The sequence below is a fragment of the Acetobacter conturbans genome (assembly GCF_011516755.1).
GTDB classification, from domain to species: Bacteria; Pseudomonadota; Alphaproteobacteria; order Acetobacterales; family Acetobacteraceae; genus Acetobacter; species Acetobacter conturbans.
On the sequence record NZ_WOSY01000006.1, the window covers coordinates 148,420 to 165,745 of the forward strand.

At 59.1% G+C, this 17,326-nt stretch carries 18 protein-coding genes and 1 tRNA gene; 16 read left to right on the forward strand and 3 right to left on the reverse strand.

Annotated features, from left to right (window positions below; translation table 11 throughout):
* Both GOB81_RS08105 and GOB81_RS08110 read left to right on the forward strand, forming a co-directional pair.
* Positions 1–77, forward strand: a tRNA-Arg gene (locus GOB81_RS08105).
* Positions 78–271: 194 nt separating this feature from the next.
* The gene (locus GOB81_RS08110) at positions 272–439 is read left to right on the forward strand and encodes a hypothetical protein (protein WP_173569883.1); all 168 of its coding nucleotides are present in this window, start codon (positions 272–274) and stop codon (positions 437–439) included.
* Between the two features lie 39 nt (positions 440–478).
* Here GOB81_RS08110 and GOB81_RS08115 read toward each other — a convergent pair whose 3' ends face one another.
* Positions 479–838: an acyl-CoA thioesterase gene (locus GOB81_RS08115; RefSeq protein WP_173569981.1), complete on the reverse strand. Its 360-nt coding sequence runs from the start codon at positions 836–838 to the stop codon at positions 479–481.
* A gap of 347 nt (positions 839–1,185) precedes the next feature.
* On the opposite strand from GOB81_RS08115, the gene GOB81_RS08120 reads away from it, so the two are divergent.
* Complete coding sequence (locus GOB81_RS08120; RefSeq protein WP_173569884.1) at positions 1,186–1,884, forward strand: hypothetical protein; 699 nt, start codon at positions 1,186–1,188, stop codon at positions 1,882–1,884.
* Between the two features lie 224 nt (positions 1,885–2,108).
* Here GOB81_RS08120 and GOB81_RS08125 read toward each other — a convergent pair whose 3' ends face one another.
* Positions 2,109–3,263, reverse strand: a complete 1,155-nt coding sequence (locus GOB81_RS08125) for a glycosyltransferase family 2 protein (RefSeq protein ID WP_173569885.1) — start codon at positions 3,261–3,263, stop codon at positions 2,109–2,111.
* 181 nt (positions 3,264–3,444) lie between these two features.
* Here GOB81_RS08125 and ruvC point away from each other — a divergent pair, with 181 nt between their 5' ends.
* The 13 genes from ruvC to folP all read left to right on the forward strand — a co-directional run bounded on the left by ruvC (position 3,445) and on the right by folP (position 16,439).
* Positions 3,445–3,987, forward strand: a complete 543-nt coding sequence (gene ruvC, locus GOB81_RS08130; RefSeq protein WP_173569886.1) for a crossover junction endodeoxyribonuclease RuvC — start codon at positions 3,445–3,447, stop codon at positions 3,985–3,987.
* Positions 3,984–4,601, forward strand: coding sequence for a Holliday junction branch migration protein RuvA (gene ruvA / locus GOB81_RS08135; protein WP_173569887.1), 618 nt, complete (start codon positions 3,984–3,986; stop codon positions 4,599–4,601). The genes ruvC and ruvA overlap by 4 nt, the downstream gene beginning before the upstream one ends.
* The gene (gene ruvB, locus GOB81_RS08140; protein ID WP_173569888.1) at positions 4,598–5,665 is read left to right on the forward strand and encodes a Holliday junction branch migration DNA helicase RuvB; all 1,068 of its coding nucleotides are present in this window, start codon (positions 4,598–4,600) and stop codon (positions 5,663–5,665) included. The genes ruvA and ruvB overlap by 4 nt, the downstream gene beginning before the upstream one ends.
* Complete coding sequence (gene ybgC / locus GOB81_RS08145) at positions 5,662–6,069, forward strand: tol-pal system-associated acyl-CoA thioesterase (RefSeq protein WP_194299846.1); 408 nt, start codon at positions 5,662–5,664, stop codon at positions 6,067–6,069. Before ruvB ends, ybgC begins: the two co-directional genes overlap by 4 nt.
* Before the next feature lie 161 nt (positions 6,070–6,230).
* The gene (gene tolQ, locus GOB81_RS08150) at positions 6,231–6,953 is read left to right on the forward strand and encodes a protein TolQ (protein ID WP_173569889.1); all 723 of its coding nucleotides are present in this window, start codon (positions 6,231–6,233) and stop codon (positions 6,951–6,953) included.
* Between the two features lie 3 nt (positions 6,954–6,956).
* The gene (tolR, locus tag GOB81_RS08155) at positions 6,957–7,403 is read left to right on the forward strand and encodes a protein TolR (RefSeq protein ID WP_173569890.1); all 447 of its coding nucleotides are present in this window, start codon (positions 6,957–6,959) and stop codon (positions 7,401–7,403) included.
* Positions 7,404–7,515: 112 nt separating this feature from the next.
* Positions 7,516–8,562 (forward strand): energy transducer TonB, encoded by a 1,047-nt coding sequence (locus tag GOB81_RS08160; protein WP_173569892.1) that lies wholly within the window; start codon positions 7,516–7,518, stop codon positions 8,560–8,562.
* A 26-nt stretch (positions 8,563–8,588) separates the two neighbouring features.
* Positions 8,589–9,953 carry a Tol-Pal system protein TolB gene (gene tolB, locus GOB81_RS08165; RefSeq protein ID WP_173569893.1) on the forward strand — a complete coding sequence of 455 codons (1,365 nt, stop codon included), beginning with the start codon at positions 8,589–8,591 and terminating at the stop codon, positions 9,951–9,953.
* Between the two features lie 248 nt (positions 9,954–10,201).
* Positions 10,202–10,681 (forward strand): OmpA family protein, encoded by a 480-nt coding sequence (locus GOB81_RS08170; protein ID WP_173569894.1) that lies wholly within the window; start codon positions 10,202–10,204, stop codon positions 10,679–10,681.
* A gap of 325 nt (positions 10,682–11,006) precedes the next feature.
* Positions 11,007–11,885 (forward strand): tol-pal system YbgF family protein, encoded by an 879-nt coding sequence (locus tag GOB81_RS08175; RefSeq protein WP_242010135.1) that lies wholly within the window; start codon positions 11,007–11,009, stop codon positions 11,883–11,885.
* A gap of 34 nt (positions 11,886–11,919) precedes the next feature.
* Positions 11,920–13,236 carry a tRNA lysidine(34) synthetase TilS gene (gene tilS / locus GOB81_RS08180; protein WP_173569896.1) on the forward strand — a complete coding sequence of 439 codons (1,317 nt, stop codon included), beginning with the start codon at positions 11,920–11,922 and terminating at the stop codon, positions 13,234–13,236.
* A 108-nt stretch (positions 13,237–13,344) separates the two neighbouring features.
* Positions 13,345–15,273: an ATP-dependent zinc metalloprotease FtsH gene (ftsH, locus tag GOB81_RS08185; RefSeq protein ID WP_173569984.1), complete on the forward strand. Its 1,929-nt coding sequence runs from the start codon at positions 13,345–13,347 to the stop codon at positions 15,271–15,273.
* Between the two features lie 104 nt (positions 15,274–15,377).
* The gene (folP, locus tag GOB81_RS08190; RefSeq protein ID WP_173569898.1) at positions 15,378–16,439 is read left to right on the forward strand and encodes a dihydropteroate synthase; all 1,062 of its coding nucleotides are present in this window, start codon (positions 15,378–15,380) and stop codon (positions 16,437–16,439) included.
* On the opposite strand, the gene cysE is transcribed toward folP, so the two are convergent.
* Positions 16,427–17,245, reverse strand: coding sequence for a serine O-acetyltransferase (gene cysE / locus GOB81_RS08195; protein WP_173569900.1), 819 nt, complete (start codon positions 17,243–17,245; stop codon positions 16,427–16,429). The genes folP and cysE overlap by 13 nt on opposite strands.
* Positions 17,246–17,326: the final 81 nt, after the last annotated feature.

Genomic DNA, 17,326 nt, shown 5'->3' on the forward strand with positions numbered 1-17,326 from the left:
GGACCCGTAGCTCAGCTGGATAGAGCGTCGCCCTCCGAAGGCGAAGGCCGAAGGTTCGAATCCTTTCGGGTCCGCCATATTTCTCTAAAAATGACAGTAGCCTTCACGAAAACGCTTTCCATCATCATGGAGCGCGGGCGTTTTCTGTTGTAAAAACAGCGGCATTTCCCGCAAGAAACGCTGTTTGCCCGGTCCTCTGACTGTATGGTCCACAGGCATTCCCAGAAATCCGGGCCAGCAAGTCGGGTATTTGTTCGGAGGAGAGCAGATCATGCCGTGGACCTCAAAGGACGCCGAGCGACACACGCATAAAGCGACGACTGAAGAACTTCAGGCGCTTTGGGCAAAAGTGGCGAATGAATGTCTGGACCGGACCGGTGACGAAGGACGCGCCGTGCGGGAAGCAAATGCAGTAGTGGCGCGCCAGTCCGGAAGTTGATGTCTCCCTGAGGGAGAGACGGCACGCCGCCAGTATCCCTCACTCGGTAATCGTGTCGAACCCGTCTTCCGGTGGTAGATGGCGGGGCTTGCGGTTCTCATCCAGCGCGACAAACGTGAATTTGCCCTGCGTGACCCGGCTGCGCTGATTTGTATTACGGGCGCGCCGCCATGTTTCCACATGCACGATGATGGATGACTGACCGGTCTGGGTGATCTTTGTGTAAATGCTGACTTCATCGCCAACCGCGACGGGTTCGTGAAAGATGAAGCTGTCGATCGCCACGGTGACGCAGCGGCCTTTTGCCCGGAATGCTGCGGCAGTGCCTGCCGCGAGGTCCATCTGGGAGACCAGCCAGCCACCGAAAACATCCCCGGCTGGATTGGTGTCGGTCGGCATGGCGACCACCCGAATCGTCGGGATCGCTTCGGGGGGATAAGGGGAGGGTGTCGGCACGGAGACAATCCTTGGTAAAGTCGTAACCGCATGGCCTCCCTTTGTCCGACAAGACAAACAGGACTCCTGCGCGGAAGAGTGTAACCCCGTCAGTAGGCTGTCATGCAACAGATGATCCTGCGGGTCCGGTCCGTTTCGGAGGATTTGCTGAACACGGATTTTTTACTTTCACCGCTTCAGGCAGCGTCACAGTGGCTCAGTGACACGAGATGGGGAATGGCGTTGGATGGCTTCAAGCTGTAGCATGTAACCATCTGAATCGAGGGGCATCCGCGAAATCCATGAATCCCATGCCATTCTTTAACTCACGGCGCGCTTCCCGCGCTCTGACGGTTTTGTCCCTGATAACCGGGTGCGCGGTTGCTGGTGTGCCTGCGCATCATGCGGCAGCACAGGCCATCATCACCGGCAACACCACAACCATGGCGACAGTCGAGACCGTCGATGCCTCCACGGGAGAAATCCTCCTGCGTGGCGATGATGGAGATCTGTTCACCATAGACATGCCGGCCCGGCGTCACGCCCTGCCGCATCTCAATGTCGCAGATCGTCTGAGCGTGCGTTCCTTCAAAACACTCGACGCCACGCTGGCCGAGCCCGGCACGCCACAGCCGGAGTCGACCGTTTCCACGGCGCGCGGATATGCGAATCGTCATCCGCATGGAACACTGGTGTCGTTCCGGCGTCGGCGCGTCCGCGTGATCTCCACCAACCTGACGGCTCACACCCTCACGGTTGCGGACGCTTCGGGCGCACCGAAGGAAGTCCTGATCACACGCACGATTTTCTATCCGTTGCTGGCAAGTCTGAAAAAGGGTGACGAAGTCGACGTCACGACCATGGATGCGGTGTCCTATACGGTCATGAACCGCACCGTTGCCCCGAATGTTCAAGTGCAGCAGCAGGCTGGGTCAGCCGCTCAACCGGGCGCGGTTGCTCCCCAGTCCCCAGCTCCCGTTGCACCCCAGCCTTCAGCCGCCGCTCAGTAAGTTAAGAGTTGAAGCACTGGAACAGCGCGGGGAACAATTCTGTCTTCCTGCGCTGAACTGGAGGCACAAGGGAAGCTGAGATGAAAATCATTCTTGTGATGCTTCTTCTTCTGAGCGCCTGCCAGACTCATCAGACCCACCACTACATGCAGGGTTTATACGGGGCAGGGGGCGCGGGTGGCATGCCCTGACGTCCCCCCGTCCTGCGCACGGCGAGGAACGCCCTAGTTTTTGGCAGGAAGCTGTTTTTTCCGTCGCGGCGCAGGCTTCCTGCTTTTTTCCACAGGAAGTTGTGAGCGCAGGATTTTCCGGGTGTCCGGCGTTTCGGCTGGCATCTCAGGCTCAGGAAGAGGCTGAGGCCGCTCAGTGCTGGGGCTTTCTTCGGAAATGGCGCGTTTTTCTTTCTGCCCATACTTCAGATAATGCCACAGAGGCGCGGCATTAGCGGCCAGAACATCCAGATTGAGATGCAGATAGGTCTGCGCGTTGAAGTGGGTCGTCTGAACAATCGCGCCGTTCAGCACATCCACAAGATCTGTCGTGCCCGGTGTGGGCTTTTTGGGGAAAGTCTCACTGGTAAAATAGGTGCCAGCGATCCCGAGCGCCCGCAGCAGAACGGCGATATCAGGAAAACTCAAAAACTGTCCGTTTCTGAAGGGCCTGAGATAATCCTCTTCTTCCATTTGCAGATACTGGATCAGGTGTGCCTCTGGCCCCCTGTAACCGGACAGAATCTTCGGATTGTCCAGCGGAACGCTTTTTTCCAGTTTATGATGAGTATGGCGCAACAGGGCCGGAAATGGCTTGTTGTGCATGTGGAACAGCGTGAAATCGGTGATCCGATATCCCTCAGCCCGACTTGACGTGCAGCCTTTCAAGCCCTGATCGATGGTCTGTACCGTATCAGCAGCCAGAAAATGGCGCATATAGTCTTCAGGTTTGAAATATCCGGGCATCGAGGGGATGTTGCGAAAGGAGGAGATGATCTCAAGCACGCGCTTTTCGCCAAGGAGCGCGTCGAAAGCCAGATGGATGGCTTCCCGCGAACAGCTCACGCCCTTGTTGGTAAAGACCGCCAGAAATTCATCACAGTCCACCGGCAGAACGAAATCATAATCGCCACGGGCATCCCAATGGCGGATCACATTCTCGAAATGGGCATTGCGGCCAAGGAAATCTTCCGGGCGGCCATGTTCCCAACGAATGTCCGCCCCCGCACGTTCGTAGGTTCTGAGGGTTTCGATGACCTTCTTATCTTTTGAGTTGTTGTCAAAGACGGTAAGATTTTCAAAGCCGAAGAGATAACCATAATACCGGAACCAGGATTCCAGCAGGAGGTCTTCGTCCCGCTGCATCATAAGGCATCGTACCCGAGCCATTGAGAATCCTTTCGCATTGATGGTCAGTTCTGTTGTGGTGTGATTTGTCACTGAAAAACTTAAAAGTTTCTTTTTGAAAAGAAATATTCTTCAGGCTTTTATCGAAATGGCAACATGCTGATCGTCAGTCAGGAGCCGTCCTGCTCTGGTGTCGCCCGGACAGGAACGCTAAGAGAACAGAATGACTTCCCGAGCCCGCCTTATCGGTATTGACCCCGGCCTCCGTTTCACCGGCTGGGGCGTGGTTGACGTTGACGGCAACCGTCTCATTCATGTTGCCGATGGTGTAATCGCGACGGACGGAGACGAGCCCGTTCCCGCCCGCCTGTGCGCGCTTTACGACGCGCTGACGGCCCTGATCCAGACCCACAAGCCAAGCGAAGCCGCAGTGGAGGAAACCTATGTCAATCGCAACGGTTCCTCCACCCTGAAGCTCGGTTATGCCCGTGGCGTAGCGCTTCTCGCCCCGGCATTGGAGGGGCTGAGCGTCTCGGAATACGGGGCGATGTCCGTAAAACGGGCTGTCGTCGGGACGGGGGCCGCGACTAAGGATCAGGTGGAAATGATGGTGCGACGGCTGCTGCCCACGGCCACCATTCGCCGTACCGATGCCTCCGATGCACTGGCGGTCGCTATCTGCCATGCCCATCATCGCGCCAATACCCTGCGTATCGAAGCCGGACTCCAGAGCGCTCTGGCGCGTGCTGCGGGTGAACGTCGATGATTGCCTCGCTTGCCGGACTGCTGGCTCAGGTCGAAACCGATCGCTGCGTGATCGATGTGAATGGCGTGGGATATCTTGTCTTCGCCTCGACGCGAACGCTTTCGGCGCTTCCTCAGCCTCCCGAACTGGCGAAAGTGCTGGTGGAAACCGTGGTGCGCGAGGACGCAATCCTTCTGTACGGTTTCGCCTCCGCCGCCGAGCGCGAATGGTTTCGCACACTCACCGCCATTCAGGGAGTCGGCGCGAAAGTGGCACTGGGACTGCTTTCCACCCTGTCGCCGTCCGAACTGATCGCCGCCATAGCCAGTGGCGACAAGGCGAGTCTCACACGGGCCCCCGGTGTCGGTGGTCGGCTGGCGGATCGCCTCCTCACCGAGTTGCGTGCGAAAGCCGCGAAAATGCCTGCCGGAGGTGGTGGTACGGCGACTGCGGCCATCATCGCACAGGGTGATGCGGCGGGCAGCGTGGAAACCGATGCGCTGCTGGCTCTTGCCGGTCTTGGTTTCAGGCGTATCGAGGCATGGCCGATCGTAACGCGTCTGATTGCGGAAAAGGGGAAGGATGTGACGCTGGACGTCGTCATCCGTGAATCCCTCAGGGAACTGGCGAAATGAACGACCGGACCGTCGATCCGATCCGTTCGGAAGAAGATATCGGTGAAGCCGGTCTCCGTCCCCAGACTCTCTCCGACTTTACCGGCCAGAAAACCAGCCGCGAAAATCTGGCGATCTTCATTGAAGCCGCCCGCAATCGCGGGGAAGCGCTCGATCACGTCCTGCTGCATGGACCGCCGGGACTGGGAAAGACCACTCTGGCGCAGATCGTTTCGCGTGAACTGGGCGTCGGGTTTCGTGCAACATCCGGTCCGGTCATTCAGCGGTCAGGGGATCTGGCGGCCATTCTCACCAATCTTCAGCCGCGCGACGTGCTGTTCATTGATGAAATCCACCGCCTGCAGCCAGCTATTGAGGAAATTCTCTATCCCGCCATGGAGGATTTCCAGCTCGATCTGATCATCGGAGAGGGGCCGGCGGCGCGTTCCGTGCGTATCGACCTCGCGCCGTTCACGCTGGTTGCCGCGACGACACGCGCGGGCCTGCTGGCCACGCCGTTGCGCGACCGGTTCGGTATCCCCCTGCGGCTGGTGTTTTACACGCCGGACGAACTGCGGCTGATCGTGGCGCGTGGTGCGCGGAAGCTGGGTTTCGCCCTGACCGATGCCGGTGCCATGGAAATCGCACGCCGGTCACGGGGCACGCCACGTATCGCAGGGCGGCTCTTGCGGCGGGTGAGGGACTTCTCTTCCGTGGGCAACACCAGTGATGAACCAGTCGGTGCCGAGCTTGCGGATGCAGCCCTGAACCGACTGGAAGTGGACGGTCTCGGGCTGGATGCGATGGATCGGCGTTATCTCCGCCGTATCGCGGAGTATCACAACGGCGGCCCGGTCGGTGTTGAGACGCTTGCCGCCGCTCTTGCGGAGGCGCGCGACACACTGGAAGACGTGATCGAGCCTTACCTGATTCAGGAAGGGCTGGTACTCCGCACAAGCCGTGGCCGTGTTCTCGGGGAGCGAGGCTGGCGACATCTTGGCCTGACGCCGCCTGCCTCTTTGCAGGTGGCTCAGTTCGATCTTCTCACTGACGATGACAACGACGAGGGAGGGTTTGGCGAATGACCACCCATACCATCGATTTCCGGGTGTATTACGAAGACACCGACGCGGGTGGAGTGGTTTATCACGCTCGTTATCTTGCCTTCGCCGAGCGTGCGCGTACGGAAGCGATCCGCGCTGAAGGCATGCCGGCCATCGATCTTTTGAATGATTACGGGCTTGTGTTCGTCGTCAGGAACGCCAGCCTTGATTATCGCAATCCCTTGCGGCTCGACGATATCTTTTCCGTAAGGACACGCCTAACGGCTCAGGGGGCGGCGAGCTGCGAGCTTCTGCAGGAATTTCTGCGGGATGGTGAGTTGTGCGCGCATGCGGATGTGCGGCTGGCGTGTATCCGGACCGCCGACGGACGACCTGCCCGATTTCCGCCACCGTGGCGTGATCTTCTCAAGAGGCTTGAAGGGTAACGATCGGTGACGTGAAGGTCTCTTCTTCTTTTTTCAGGAAGCCAGTAATGAACGCCACACGATTTGACTGTCTGCCGAGTCGGGTGCGCTGTGTTTCTCTTGAGAGCAGCAAGCGGCCGTAAGGCGACGGAAAAACAGGTCTGCAAGGACAGGAGGCGTTTTTGGATCAAGCGGTAGACGCAGCAACTCTCGGTGCGGCTGCGGGCGGCGGAAGCTTGTCGTTGTGGGGCCTGTTTTTACAGGCATCGGTCGTCGTCAAACTTGTGATGATCGGACTGATCGGATGCAGCATCTGGGTCTGGGCCATCATCTTCGACAAGATCGTGACGCTGCGCCGTGTGGAACGGCAGGCGACTGCCTTCGAGGATAAGTTCTGGTCAGGTGGCAGTCTCGACGATCTCTATGAGAGCGAAGGGGCAAAACCTACGCATCCAATGGCGGCCGTCTTCGGTGCGGCTATGGGTGAATGGCGTCGTTCCTCGCGTATTCCGGGTGTCGATCTCGTTCATGGCGGTGTGCAGGAGCGCGTCGACAGGGCGATGTCCATCACCATCACCCGCGAGATGGAGCGTCTCGAACGCTGGATGATCTTCATTGCAACTATTGGCCCGGTTGCGCCGTTCATCGGTCTTTTCGGAACGGTGTGGGGCATCATGCACTCCTTCAGCTCGATCGCCGCGATGCACAACACCAACCTGAGTGTTGTCGCGCCAGGCATTTCCGAGGCGCTTTTCGCCACGGCCATTGGTCTCGTGACCGCAATTCCGGCCGTGATCGGATATAACGTCATCAGCAATTCTCTCGCGCATTTCCAGGATCGTCTGGATGGGTTCGGGACCGAGTTCGCTGCGATCCTGTCCCGTCAGTCCGAGGAAAGGGCGTAAGTCATGGGCGTCTCGCTCGGAGGAGGAGGCAGGCGGGGTCCGCGCCGTCGCGGACGCCCGATGTCGGACATCAACGTCACACCGCTTGTCGATGTGATGCTGGTGCTGCTGATCATTTTCATGGTGACGTCGCCGATGATGACCAGTGGCGTGAATGTCGACCTGCCCAAGACCGACGCCAAACCTGTCAACACGGACACCAAACCGATCACCGTGTCGATCAAGTCGGATGGCTCGATCTATCTCGGGGATAACCCCGTCTCGGCGAACGATCTGGTTTCCGAACTCAAGGCTGCGGCGCAGAACGATCCGGAGCACCGAATTTTCGTTCGTGGCGATGCCCACATCGACTATGGCAAAGTCATGCAGGTCATGGGTGAGATCACGGCAGGCGGTTTCACGCATGTCGCGCTGCTGGCTCAGCAACCCGCCGCTGCTGCGGGACAATGAGGCGTTCCGTGATGGTTGCGGTCCTTTCTTCCCTTCTTTCTCCGCTTCGGTGCTGTGGTCGCGTAAACGCGGCTGACAGTATCCGTGCGTGATTTCAGGAGTCTGACACTCCATGGTTCGGCCTCGCCGTTCCGAAACAATTCTCATGCGTCGCTCGACCATTGCGTCGGGCGTGGTGCATTTCCTGATTCTCTCGGTCATGCTGCTGGCTATTCCTAAGTCGAAGCCGCCGGAGGAACCCAAGGAACAGCCGCCCATCGAAATGCAGTTCGAGGGCGCAAGCAGCGATTCCGGTGCTCCGGCGAAGTCCGACACACCTTCGGAAAAACCGACGCAGGCGCCTGCTCCGGAAAAGGTAGAGGCACCTCCCACGCCGACACCGCCCAAACCGCTGCCGCCCGAAGAGACGCCCCCACCGCCGCCTCCGCCGCAGCCAGTTCCGCCTCCGCCCCCGAGCGAAGCGCCACCGTTGCCGGATACCCCGATCCCACCCAAGGTCGAGGAACCGTCACCGGATGCGGAACCGACGCCACCCACCAAGGCCGCGAAGCCGACACCTTCGACCGTGCAGGCTCCACCGTCGCTTCAGGCGCCGCTTGAGAAATCGTCGGCTGTGGCTGCCCCGTCACCAATGGCGCAGCCGACGGACACGCTGCCGGACACGCCGCTGCCGTCCCACATCACGCAGCCGAATGCGACCAAGAACGCCACGCCGGACACGCATTCCCTGCTGGAGACCCTGGATTCCTTCCGGTCGGATTCCAGTCAGACCCATGCGCCTAAAGCACAGGCCAATCCCCGTCAGGGGGGCGCACCGGGCGGTGGTGGCTCGAAGAACGGCGATATCACCGGCAAAATGAGCGCGGGCGATCAGCGTGCAATCGGTGGTGAAGTGCGGCGTTGCTACACGGAAGACACTGCGGCCAAGGACTATGCGAGCTTTGTTGCGCATCTTGTCGTGACCGTGGATGCCGCCGGCGAAGCGCGCATGGTGACATTTGCTCCGGAAACACAGGCCCGGATGAACAGTGATTCGTCTTATCGTGCGCTGGCCGAGCGCGCGCGGGCCGCGGTACTCAGCCCGACCTGTTCCAAACTGCCTATCCCGAAGAACCTGCTGGGCCAGACACAGACGCTGAAATTCGTCTTCAGGCCGTAATCGCAGGAGAGAGAGGACACACGACGATGGTTTCGACTCGCGACAGCTATATCAGGGACCGTGAAGCTGAGACGCTTGCGGATATGTTCGGTGCGAACGGCCTTCGCCGCCGCTCGGTTCTGGGGGGCGGTCTTCTGGCCGGGGCGGGATTTGCCGGTCTCACCGCCACGTCGCTTTCGGCGCATGCTGCCGATGCTCCTGCTGCGGAAATTACGGTCGATCAGGCCCGCACCGACCCGATTCCGATCGTCATCCCATCATTCGGGCCGGGTGTGGGCGAGCAGATCACGCAGGTTCTGACGAACGATCTTTCCAATACGGGCCTGTTCAAGGTCATTCCGGGTTCTGCGGTTTCCGGCACGCCGGATTTCGGTCCTTACAAGGCAATGGGTGCCCGCGCCGCTGTAACCGGGGGCTTTTCCGGAAGCGGCAGCGTGCGTGTCGAGTTCCGTTTATGGGACGTCCTGACGCAGCAGCAGATTCAGGGGACCGCCTACACGACCAATTCGGCCAACTGGCGTCGGATCGCGCACATCATTGGTGATGTGATCTATCAGAGAATGCTGGGCGAGAAGGGATATTTCGATACCCGTATCGGCTTCATTTCGCGCTCCGGCTCTATTCATAAGCCGCGCATGCGGCTGGCTGTGATGGATCAGGATGGCGCGAACTGTCGCATGCTGAGCAGTACGCAGACCAAGCTTCCCGCCTTCAGTCCGGTGCGCGATCAGATTGCATTCCTGTCTTACGCATCGGCTGTGCCCCGTATTTATCTTTTCGATCTGGCCAGTGGTCATCAGCGGATCATTGGAGACTTCAACGGCGTGCCACTGGGGCCGCATTATTCGCCTGATGGCAATTCCCTTGTGGTGCCGGTTGCGAAGGGCAGTGGCACGGAGCTTTATTCCGTCAATATTGCATCCGGTGCTAAGCGGCAGATCACGTCGAGTGGCGGCGCGATCAATGTGAGCCCCAGCTTCAGTCCCGACGGCTCCCAGATCGTATTCAACTCGGACCGGGGTGGTTCACCGGCACTCTATATCATGAGCGCCGGTGGCGGAGCGGCCCGTCGTCTGTCCTACGGGCAGGGGAATTATGGCGACTCCGTCTGGTCTCCGCGCGGCGATCTGATCGGTTTCACCCGCATTTCCGGTGGGCAGTTCTCGCTGGGTGTGATGAATCCGGATGGAACCGGCGAACGCATCATGACGCAGGGCTATACGGTTGAGTCACCGAGCTTTTGCCCGAACGGGCGTGTTCTTGCCTTTTCCCGCAGTGCAGCGGGTGCCAGTGGTGCTATTCACACCATCGATATTACGGGTTTTCATGAGCGCGCCATTCCCACGCCGGAAGGTGCATCCAGCCCGACCTGGTCGCCGCTGAATGTGTAAGTAACAATTTGTTTTACTGTAGTCGGCCGATTTTTGAAGGTAAGCTCAAATAACAACACAGGTAAGCACGACAAAATTCTTGACGTGTTCTCTGTGATGTGGCTTACGGGTGCTTAATCTCCGGGCTAGGTTGCCTTAACCTTTGGCGGGTTAAGGCGGCTAAATACCGGAGGCTATGAAAACTGGCCTGTTTCCACATAACCCTTCCTTTTATGTTCCTTTATGGAACTGATCTCAGGATCAAGAAAATGAGACTGAAACTTCTTGGTGCGCTCGGTGTAGCCGTCGTTCTGGCTGGCTGCTCCAATGACCATGCCAATACTGGCGCTGCTACCGGTACAGGTGCTGCTGTCCAGCCGAGCGGCCCGGTTCCCGGAAGCGAGGCCGATCTCGTAGCCAACGTTGGTGACCGCGTATTCTTTGCTCTCAACCAGACCGGCCTTTCCGGCGATGCGAAAGCAACGCTCGACAAGCAGGCTGACTGGCTTGCGAAATATCCGCAGGTTTCCGTTCAGATCGCTGGCAACTGCGATGATCGTGGCACCGAGGAATACAACATGGCTCTCGGCCAGCGTCGTGCGAACGCCGCTCGCGATTATCTCGTCGCGAAGGGCTCTTCCAGCTCCCGCATGACGACGATTTCCAACGGCAAGGACAGCCCGACCGCGACAGGCGAGGGTGAAGACGTCTGGGCTCAGAACCGTAACGCCATCACGTCCGTTCAGTAATTCTGATCCGGACAGGGTGTTATAGAGTCAAAAAACCGGGTGGATGCCACGTGCATCCGCCCGGTTTTTCTTTGTGTGCCGCTTTTTGCTGCCGTTCGTGCAGGGTGCCCCATCCGCCACGGGATCGATATTTGACTGAACGTCCTGATCTGGATTGCCAGTGTTAGTCCACGGCGAAAGAAATAAGCGGGAAATTACCCGTAAACTGTTGTAATCGGATGCCCTCTTGATTCGTCAGCGGGCTGGCTTTCCATGCCGGGCCGTCACAGACAGGATCACAGGAACAACGTCAGGGAGTCGGCTGGTAGGCCGCGCAATGCTTGTCATGACAGGATTTTCTCACCGTTTCCGGCTTTCGTCCCGAATGGCGCGCCTGATGGCCGTTTCCACTTTTCTGTCCCTCGGTTCGGTCCCGGCCTATGCGCAGGTATCCAGCCGGGAAGGAATCGCGCTTCAGGACCAGATCATGGAGCTGCGCCAGCAACTCTCGCAGGTACAGAGTTCGGGCGCTTCATCATCCGGTTCGTTGCCTGCTCCTGTTGCTCAGGGAAGCCAGACGTCCGGAGCCAGCGGAGATCTGGTCACGCAGTTGCTCGATCGCGTGAATACGCTTGAGTCGCAGCAACGGGATATGCGCGGCCAGCTCGACGAACTGACCAACCAGCTCAAGGAACAGAGCGCCTCACTGTCCAAGCAGATGGGTGATATGCAGTTTGCCATGCAGAATGGCGGTGCTGCTGCCGGAACGGCTGCTGCTGCCTCATCACACCACGAGGATGCCGCTGCCTCGCGGACCGAAACCAGCGAGAAAGCCGCTGCGCAGACGCCGGAAGGTTATCTGAAAGCCGGGAATGCCGCGCTGCTGAAGCATGATTTCTCTGCGGCCCAGGAAAATGCCCAGTCGGCTGTGTCTCATGGGAAGGGCACAGCAAAAGTGGATGGTCAGTATCTTCTGGGACAATCCCTTGCAGGACAGAAGCAGTATCGCGATTCGGCGGTTGCCTATTACGATGCTTACAAGCTCTCGCCCAAGGGGCCCCGCGCGCCCTATTCGCTGCTTGGGGTCAGCGCGTCTCTTCTTGCTCTGGGCGACAAGAAGGCCGCTTGTCAGGCCATCGGGAAGCTGAAAACGGAATTTCCCAGCCCGACCGAGCGCGTGGCGAAGTCCACTGCTGTTTTCAGCAAACAGGGTGGATGCTCCTGATTTCGGCGTGTGAGTCCGGCACGTTCAATTCAGTATGACGGGAAAAACAGGACGATCTCCTTTCGATCACGTTGAAACGGTGTCCGCGGATGCGTTCCGGGACATCATGGAGCGTCTCGGGCCGTGGATGCCTGATACGGACAATGTCCCTCCCGTCGCGCTTGCCGTGTCCGGCGGCGGGGATTCCATGGCTCTGGCCATGCTTGCATCCACATGGCGAAAGCACCTGGTCGCGTTTATCGTCGATCACGGTCTCAGACCGGAATTTGAACAGGAAGCAGCGACCGCAATGGAGACGCTGCTCCATCTGGGTATCCCGGTGACAAGGCTCGCGGTGAAATCTTTGCCGTATGGGTCGGGCCTTGCCGATCGTGCCCGAAAAGCCCGTTACGCGGAACTCATCGCTGCCTGTCGTCAGGTGGGAGCCGTTGATCTTCTGGTCGCTCATCAGGCTGACGATCAGGTGGAAACGGTCGCCATGAGACGGGAACGGGGGAGTGGGACCGGCCTTTCAGGCATGGCGGCGATCACGGAACTGGCCGATATCCGGATCGTCCGGCCTCTTCTTGGCTACTCGCGCGAGACGCTGCGTCACACCCTGCGTCATGCCGGACTGCAATGGTGTGACGATCCGTCGAACCAGAATGAGCAAGCCGAACGTGTCCGGGTTCGAAAACACCTCGATTGCCCGGAGAAAAATGCCTTGTGGCAACTGGCCACGCAGGCTGCGGTCAGCCGAACCGCTTATGAAGATACGATGGCCGTCGATCTTGTGCAGGCTGGATGCCATATATCCTGCGGCTGGGTTGTGCTGGGCTCGGCCCTGCCATCCCCTGAGACACTGGCTGCACTTGTGCGCTGTATTGGTGGGCGCGATTATGCACCCTCTCTGGAAAGCATCAGGGAAATTTGCCTGAATGAAAAACAGGCCACAGTGGGTGGGGCACGTCTGATACGGCGCAAAAGTGAAGGTGAGCGGCCGGATCAGTGGCTGCTAGTGCGTGAGGCGGCCACGATACAGGACGCGCTGCCGGCTGATGATGGTGCGCTGTGGGACCGGCGTTTCCGGCTCCGCTGTAAACGTCCCTTGCCGAACGGCTGTTTTATAGGTGCGGCCGGGACGGGAATCAGGCGACCAGAGCGTCAGGGGCTGCCAGCGGTGGTGACGGGGACGTTGCCTGCGCTCTGGAAAGACGGGGAGCGAATGTGCGTTCCACACCTTGGCCTTTACGCGGATGAAGCATTCAGGGATGTATCATTCGATTTTGTGCCGCCTTCTCCCGTGACGGCGGCGAACCGCTGGATGAACATATATTTAACCTCGACGCCACTTCCATGCATGGATCAATGAGCCAATCTCTACAGGAAGAGGATTGCATTCGTAGCCTGAAACCGGTCTCATGAAGGCTGGCGAACGGAGCCGGGGCGCGCACAGGAACAATATGGAACAGATGTCGTGATCAATAATTTCGGACGTAATCTCGCCCTCTGGGTCTGCATCATTGTTCTGCTGTTGTTCCTTTTCAACATGTTCCAGCCGGGAACGGTGCAGCACGCCGCGCAACAGATCGCCTATTCCGACTTCGTCTCGGACGTGGATAAGGGTGAAGTGCGGTCGGTCATCATTCAGGAACACAATATTTCCGGAACGCTGACGAACGGCACATCCTTCGAGACTTATGCACCACAGGATCCCGCTCTGGTCTCAAGGCTGACCGGCAAGGGTGTCGAGGTGATGGCCAAGCCGCTGGAAGCCGAAGGCAATCCGTTCCTGCGTATCGTGATGAACTGGTTCCCGTTCCTGCTGGTCGGCGCGGTCTGGCTGTTTATGATGCGTCAGATGCAGTCTGGTGGCGGTCGCGCCATGGGCTTCGGCAAGTCCCGTGCACGGATGCTCACCGAGAAACAGGGACGCGTCACCTTTACTGATGTCGCCGGTATCGACGAGGCCAAGGCCGAGTTGCAGGAGATCGTTGAATTCCTGAAAGACCCGCAGAAATTCACCCGTCTGGGGGGCAAGATCCCCAAGGGTGTTCTGCTTGTCGGACCCCCGGGCACAGGTAAGACGCTGCTGGCCCGCGCCATTGCTGGCGAGGCGAACGTGCCGTTCTTCACCATTTCCGGTTCGGACTTCGTGGAAATGTTCGTCGGTGTCGGTGCGTCTCGTGTTCGCGACATGTTCGAACAGGGCAAGAAGGCCGCGCCCTGCATCATCTTCATTGACGAAATCGACGCTGTCGGGCGGCATCGTGGCGCTGGTCTCGGTGGCGGCAATGACGAGCGCGAGCAGACCCTCAACCAGATGCTGGTCGAGATGGATGGCTTTGAGAGCAATGAGGGCGTGATCCTCATCGCCGCCACCAACCGTCCCGATGTGCTCGATCCCGCGCTGCTGCGTCCCGGTCGTTTCGATCGTCAGGTCGTGGTTCCGAACCCGGACGTGAATGGTCGCGAGCAGATCCTGCGCGTTCACATGCGCAAGGTGCCGCTGGCTTCCGATGTCGATCCGAAGGTCATCGCTCGTGGCACACCGGGCTTCTCCGGTGCTGATCTTGCGAACCTCATCAACGAGGCGGCTCTGCAGGCTGCGCGTGAAGGCAAGCGCACTGTCGCGATGCGTGAGTTCGAGAGTGCGAAGGACAAGGTGCTGATGGGCACCGAACGTCGCTCGCTGGTCATGAGCGAGGATGAGAAGAAGATGACGGCCTATCATGAGGGTGGTCACGCGCTCGTTTCGGTTCTCACGCCGGGCACCGATCCCGTGCATAAGGCGACGATTATTCCGCGTGGACGTGCGCTCGGCATGGTGATGAGCCTGCCGGAAGGGGACCGCTACTCGAAGAGCCGTGCAAAATGTGTGGCCGAACTCGACCTCGCAATGGGTGGGCGTGCTGCCGAGGAAATCATCTTCGGTCCGGACAATGTGACCAGCGGTGCTTCCGGTGACATTAAAATGGCGACCGATCAGGCCCGTCGGATGGTCACCGAATGGGGTATGAGCGAAAAGATGGGCATGATCGCCTATGGCGATAACGGGCAGGAGGTGTTCCTCGGTCACTCCGTGACGCAGAACAAGAATATCTCCGAAGAAACAGCTCGTGAAATCGATGCCGAGGTGAAGAAGCTGATCGATGCGGCCTACTCCCGTGCCCGGACGCTGCTGATTGATCATATCAACGAACTGCATCGCCTAGCCGAATCCCTGCTGGAGTATGAAACGCTGAGTGGCGAGGAAATCCGCCAGGTTCTTCGCGGTGAACCGATTGAGCGCGTCGTGGTCGATGATGCCATGCCGGAAAACCGTCGCTCATCGGTTCCTCCCGTGATTGGCAAGGCGGATATGCCACCTCCGCCAGCACTGGGCGGGGCGGCACCTCTGCCGGGCTAAAGGCCGCTTGAATGTGAAGAAAAAAGGCGAGGCACCATGTCCTCGCCTTTTTTCATGCTCCGGCGTGAGACACTTCCAATTTCTTCAATGGCAGAGCTGATAAAATGGATGTGACACGTCTGATCGAACCCGGTGGTATTCTGCATGGACCAGAAGCCGGGCGTGCGATCAGGGCTGGTGTGGCGTTGCCGCTTGCGGGAGGTCCGACCGCTTTCACCGTGGCGACATTGATCGAGAAAGATCATGTCTCCCACCCCATGCCCGTCGATCGTATCCCGGCTGGATGGCGCTCCACACTGGAAACCGTAACCCGAAAAGCATCGTCCGCACTGTTGCCTTCCCAGCCACTGGTGATGGGGATCGTCAATGTCACGCCGGACAGTTTCAGTGATGGCGGCCATTACGTTGACCCTGCGCGAGCCATCGCGCATGGGGAAAGACTGCTTCGGGATGGCGCCAGCATTCTCGACATGGGGGCGGAAAGCACGCGCCCCAATGCGGACCCTGTGTCCCCGGACGAGGAGTGGGCTCGGCTTCAGCCGCTTCTGGAAGAAATGGTTCGGCGAGAAGTCTGCATTTCCATTGATACCCGTAATGCCAGCACGATGGAGAAGGCGCTGAATGCCGGGGCGACACTCATCAACGATGTCTCGGCCCTGACCCATGATCCGGAAGCAATCGGCGTGCTGGCTGCCCGTTCCTGTCCGGTGGTGCTGATGCATATGCGCGGGACGCCCGCGACCATGAACGACATGACGCGCTATGGCGATGTGGTGGTCGATGTCGTGCGTGAACTGGCTGCCCGTATCACGGTGGCGGAGCGGGGAGGGATTGCGCGTACGCGCATCCTCATTGATCCGGGGATCGGTTTTGCGAAAACTACAGCGCAGAATGCGGAAGTGATACGCCGACTGCCGCTGTTCGCTAATCTTGGCTGCCGCATGGTGCTCGGAACGTCGCGCAAACGGATGATTGGCGCGCTTACTGGCGTGAACGAAGCGGCTGAACGAGATCCGGGAACGATCGCCTCATCGCTTCCGGGGCTGGTCCTTACCGATACCATCCTGCGTGTTCACAACTGCTCCGCCATGACTCAGGCACTGGGTGTTTGGGAAGGATGCTTCACACCGCATCCTTTGCCAGAGGGAACGTTTCAGATCATGTAATCAATTGGTGGCAAGGTCTGATCCATCGTCAGGGATGGCATTTCCTTGAGGCGTGTGCCGATCTTGCGGGCCGGGTTGCCGACGACCGTGGTGTAGGGAGCGACGGCTTCCAGCACGATTGAGCCAGCACCGATTTTCGCCCCTTCGCCAATCTCAAGGGCGCCGAGCACCTTGGCGCCAGCGCCAATGAGCACGCCACGCCGGATTTTTGGGTGCCGATCACCCGCATGCTTGCCCGTGCCGCCCAGCGTGACACCCTGCAGAAGCGAAACGTCGTCCTCGATGACCGATGTTTCACCAATCACGATTCCAGTTCCGTGATCGAACAGAATGCGCCGTCCGAGCACTGCGGCCGGGTGGATGTCCACCCCGAACAGTTCGGACGCACGGCTTTGCAAATGCAGGGCCAGATGACGGCGGTTTTCGCGCCAGAGCCAGTGCGCCACACGATAACACTGGATCGCGTGGAAGCCTTTGAAGAAGAGAAAAGGGGTTACATAGTCCGGGCAGGCGGGATCACGTTCGCGGATGGCCTGCAGATCTGCGGCACTGGCGGCGATGGTGTCCGGCATGTCGGCATAGCATTCGAGAACCAGACCGCTCAGTTGTTCGGTACTGACATAGTGGTCGCCCAGCTTCCGCCCGATGAGCGCCGCCATGGCGGTGGCGAAGTCCGGGTGATTTTTTATGCCGGTAGACAGCAGCCCCATGACGAGCGGATCGCAGCAGACCTGAGATTCCGAGACCATGCGTGTCCATAAGGCATGCAGTTGTATGGAGCCGCCTGATGTGTCTGACTGCGTCATCGAAAAGGATATCCGGTTTCTGCAAAAGGTAATGCCTGCGTGACAAGGCAGGATATTACAGAGACCCGTCACGTCCGGCAA

Bases quoted from the DNA above. Each gene is read 5' to 3' on its own strand.
- ruvC (WP_173569886.1), top strand. From the start codon at position 3,445: ATGACTTCCCGAGCCCGCCTTATCGGTATTGACCCCGGCCTCCGTTTC.
- cysE (WP_173569900.1), bottom strand. From the start codon at position 17,245: ATGACGCAGTCAGACACATCAGGCGGCTCCATACAACTGCATGCCTTA.
- tolB (WP_173569893.1), top strand. From the start codon at position 8,589: ATGGTTTCGACTCGCGACAGCTATATCAGGGACCGTGAAGCTGAGACG.
- GOB81_RS08125 (WP_173569885.1), bottom strand. From the start codon at position 3,263: ATGGCTCGGGTACGATGCCTTATGATGCAGCGGGACGAAGACCTCCTG.
- tolR (WP_173569890.1), top strand. From the start codon at position 6,957: ATGGGCGTCTCGCTCGGAGGAGGAGGCAGGCGGGGTCCGCGCCGTCGC.
- GOB81_RS08160 (WP_173569892.1), top strand. From the start codon at position 7,516: ATGGTTCGGCCTCGCCGTTCCGAAACAATTCTCATGCGTCGCTCGACC.
- ruvB (WP_173569888.1), top strand. From the start codon at position 4,598: ATGAACGACCGGACCGTCGATCCGATCCGTTCGGAAGAAGATATCGGT.
- ruvA (WP_173569887.1), top strand. From the start codon at position 3,984: ATGATTGCCTCGCTTGCCGGACTGCTGGCTCAGGTCGAAACCGATCGC.
- GOB81_RS08115 (WP_173569981.1), bottom strand. From the start codon at position 838: ATGCCGACCGACACCAATCCAGCCGGGGATGTTTTCGGTGGCTGGCTG.
- GOB81_RS08110 (WP_173569883.1), top strand. From the start codon at position 272: ATGCCGTGGACCTCAAAGGACGCCGAGCGACACACGCATAAAGCGACG.
- ybgC (WP_194299846.1), top strand. From the start codon at position 5,662: ATGACCACCCATACCATCGATTTCCGGGTGTATTACGAAGACACCGAC.
- tilS (WP_173569896.1), top strand. From the start codon at position 11,920: ATGACGGGAAAAACAGGACGATCTCCTTTCGATCACGTTGAAACGGTG.
- GOB81_RS08170 (WP_173569894.1), top strand. From the start codon at position 10,202: ATGAGACTGAAACTTCTTGGTGCGCTCGGTGTAGCCGTCGTTCTGGCT.
- GOB81_RS08175 (WP_242010135.1), top strand. From the start codon at position 11,007: ATGACAGGATTTTCTCACCGTTTCCGGCTTTCGTCCCGAATGGCGCGC.
- GOB81_RS08120 (WP_173569884.1), top strand. From the start codon at position 1,186: ATGCCATTCTTTAACTCACGGCGCGCTTCCCGCGCTCTGACGGTTTTG.
- folP (WP_173569898.1), top strand. From the start codon at position 15,378: ATGGATGTGACACGTCTGATCGAACCCGGTGGTATTCTGCATGGACCA.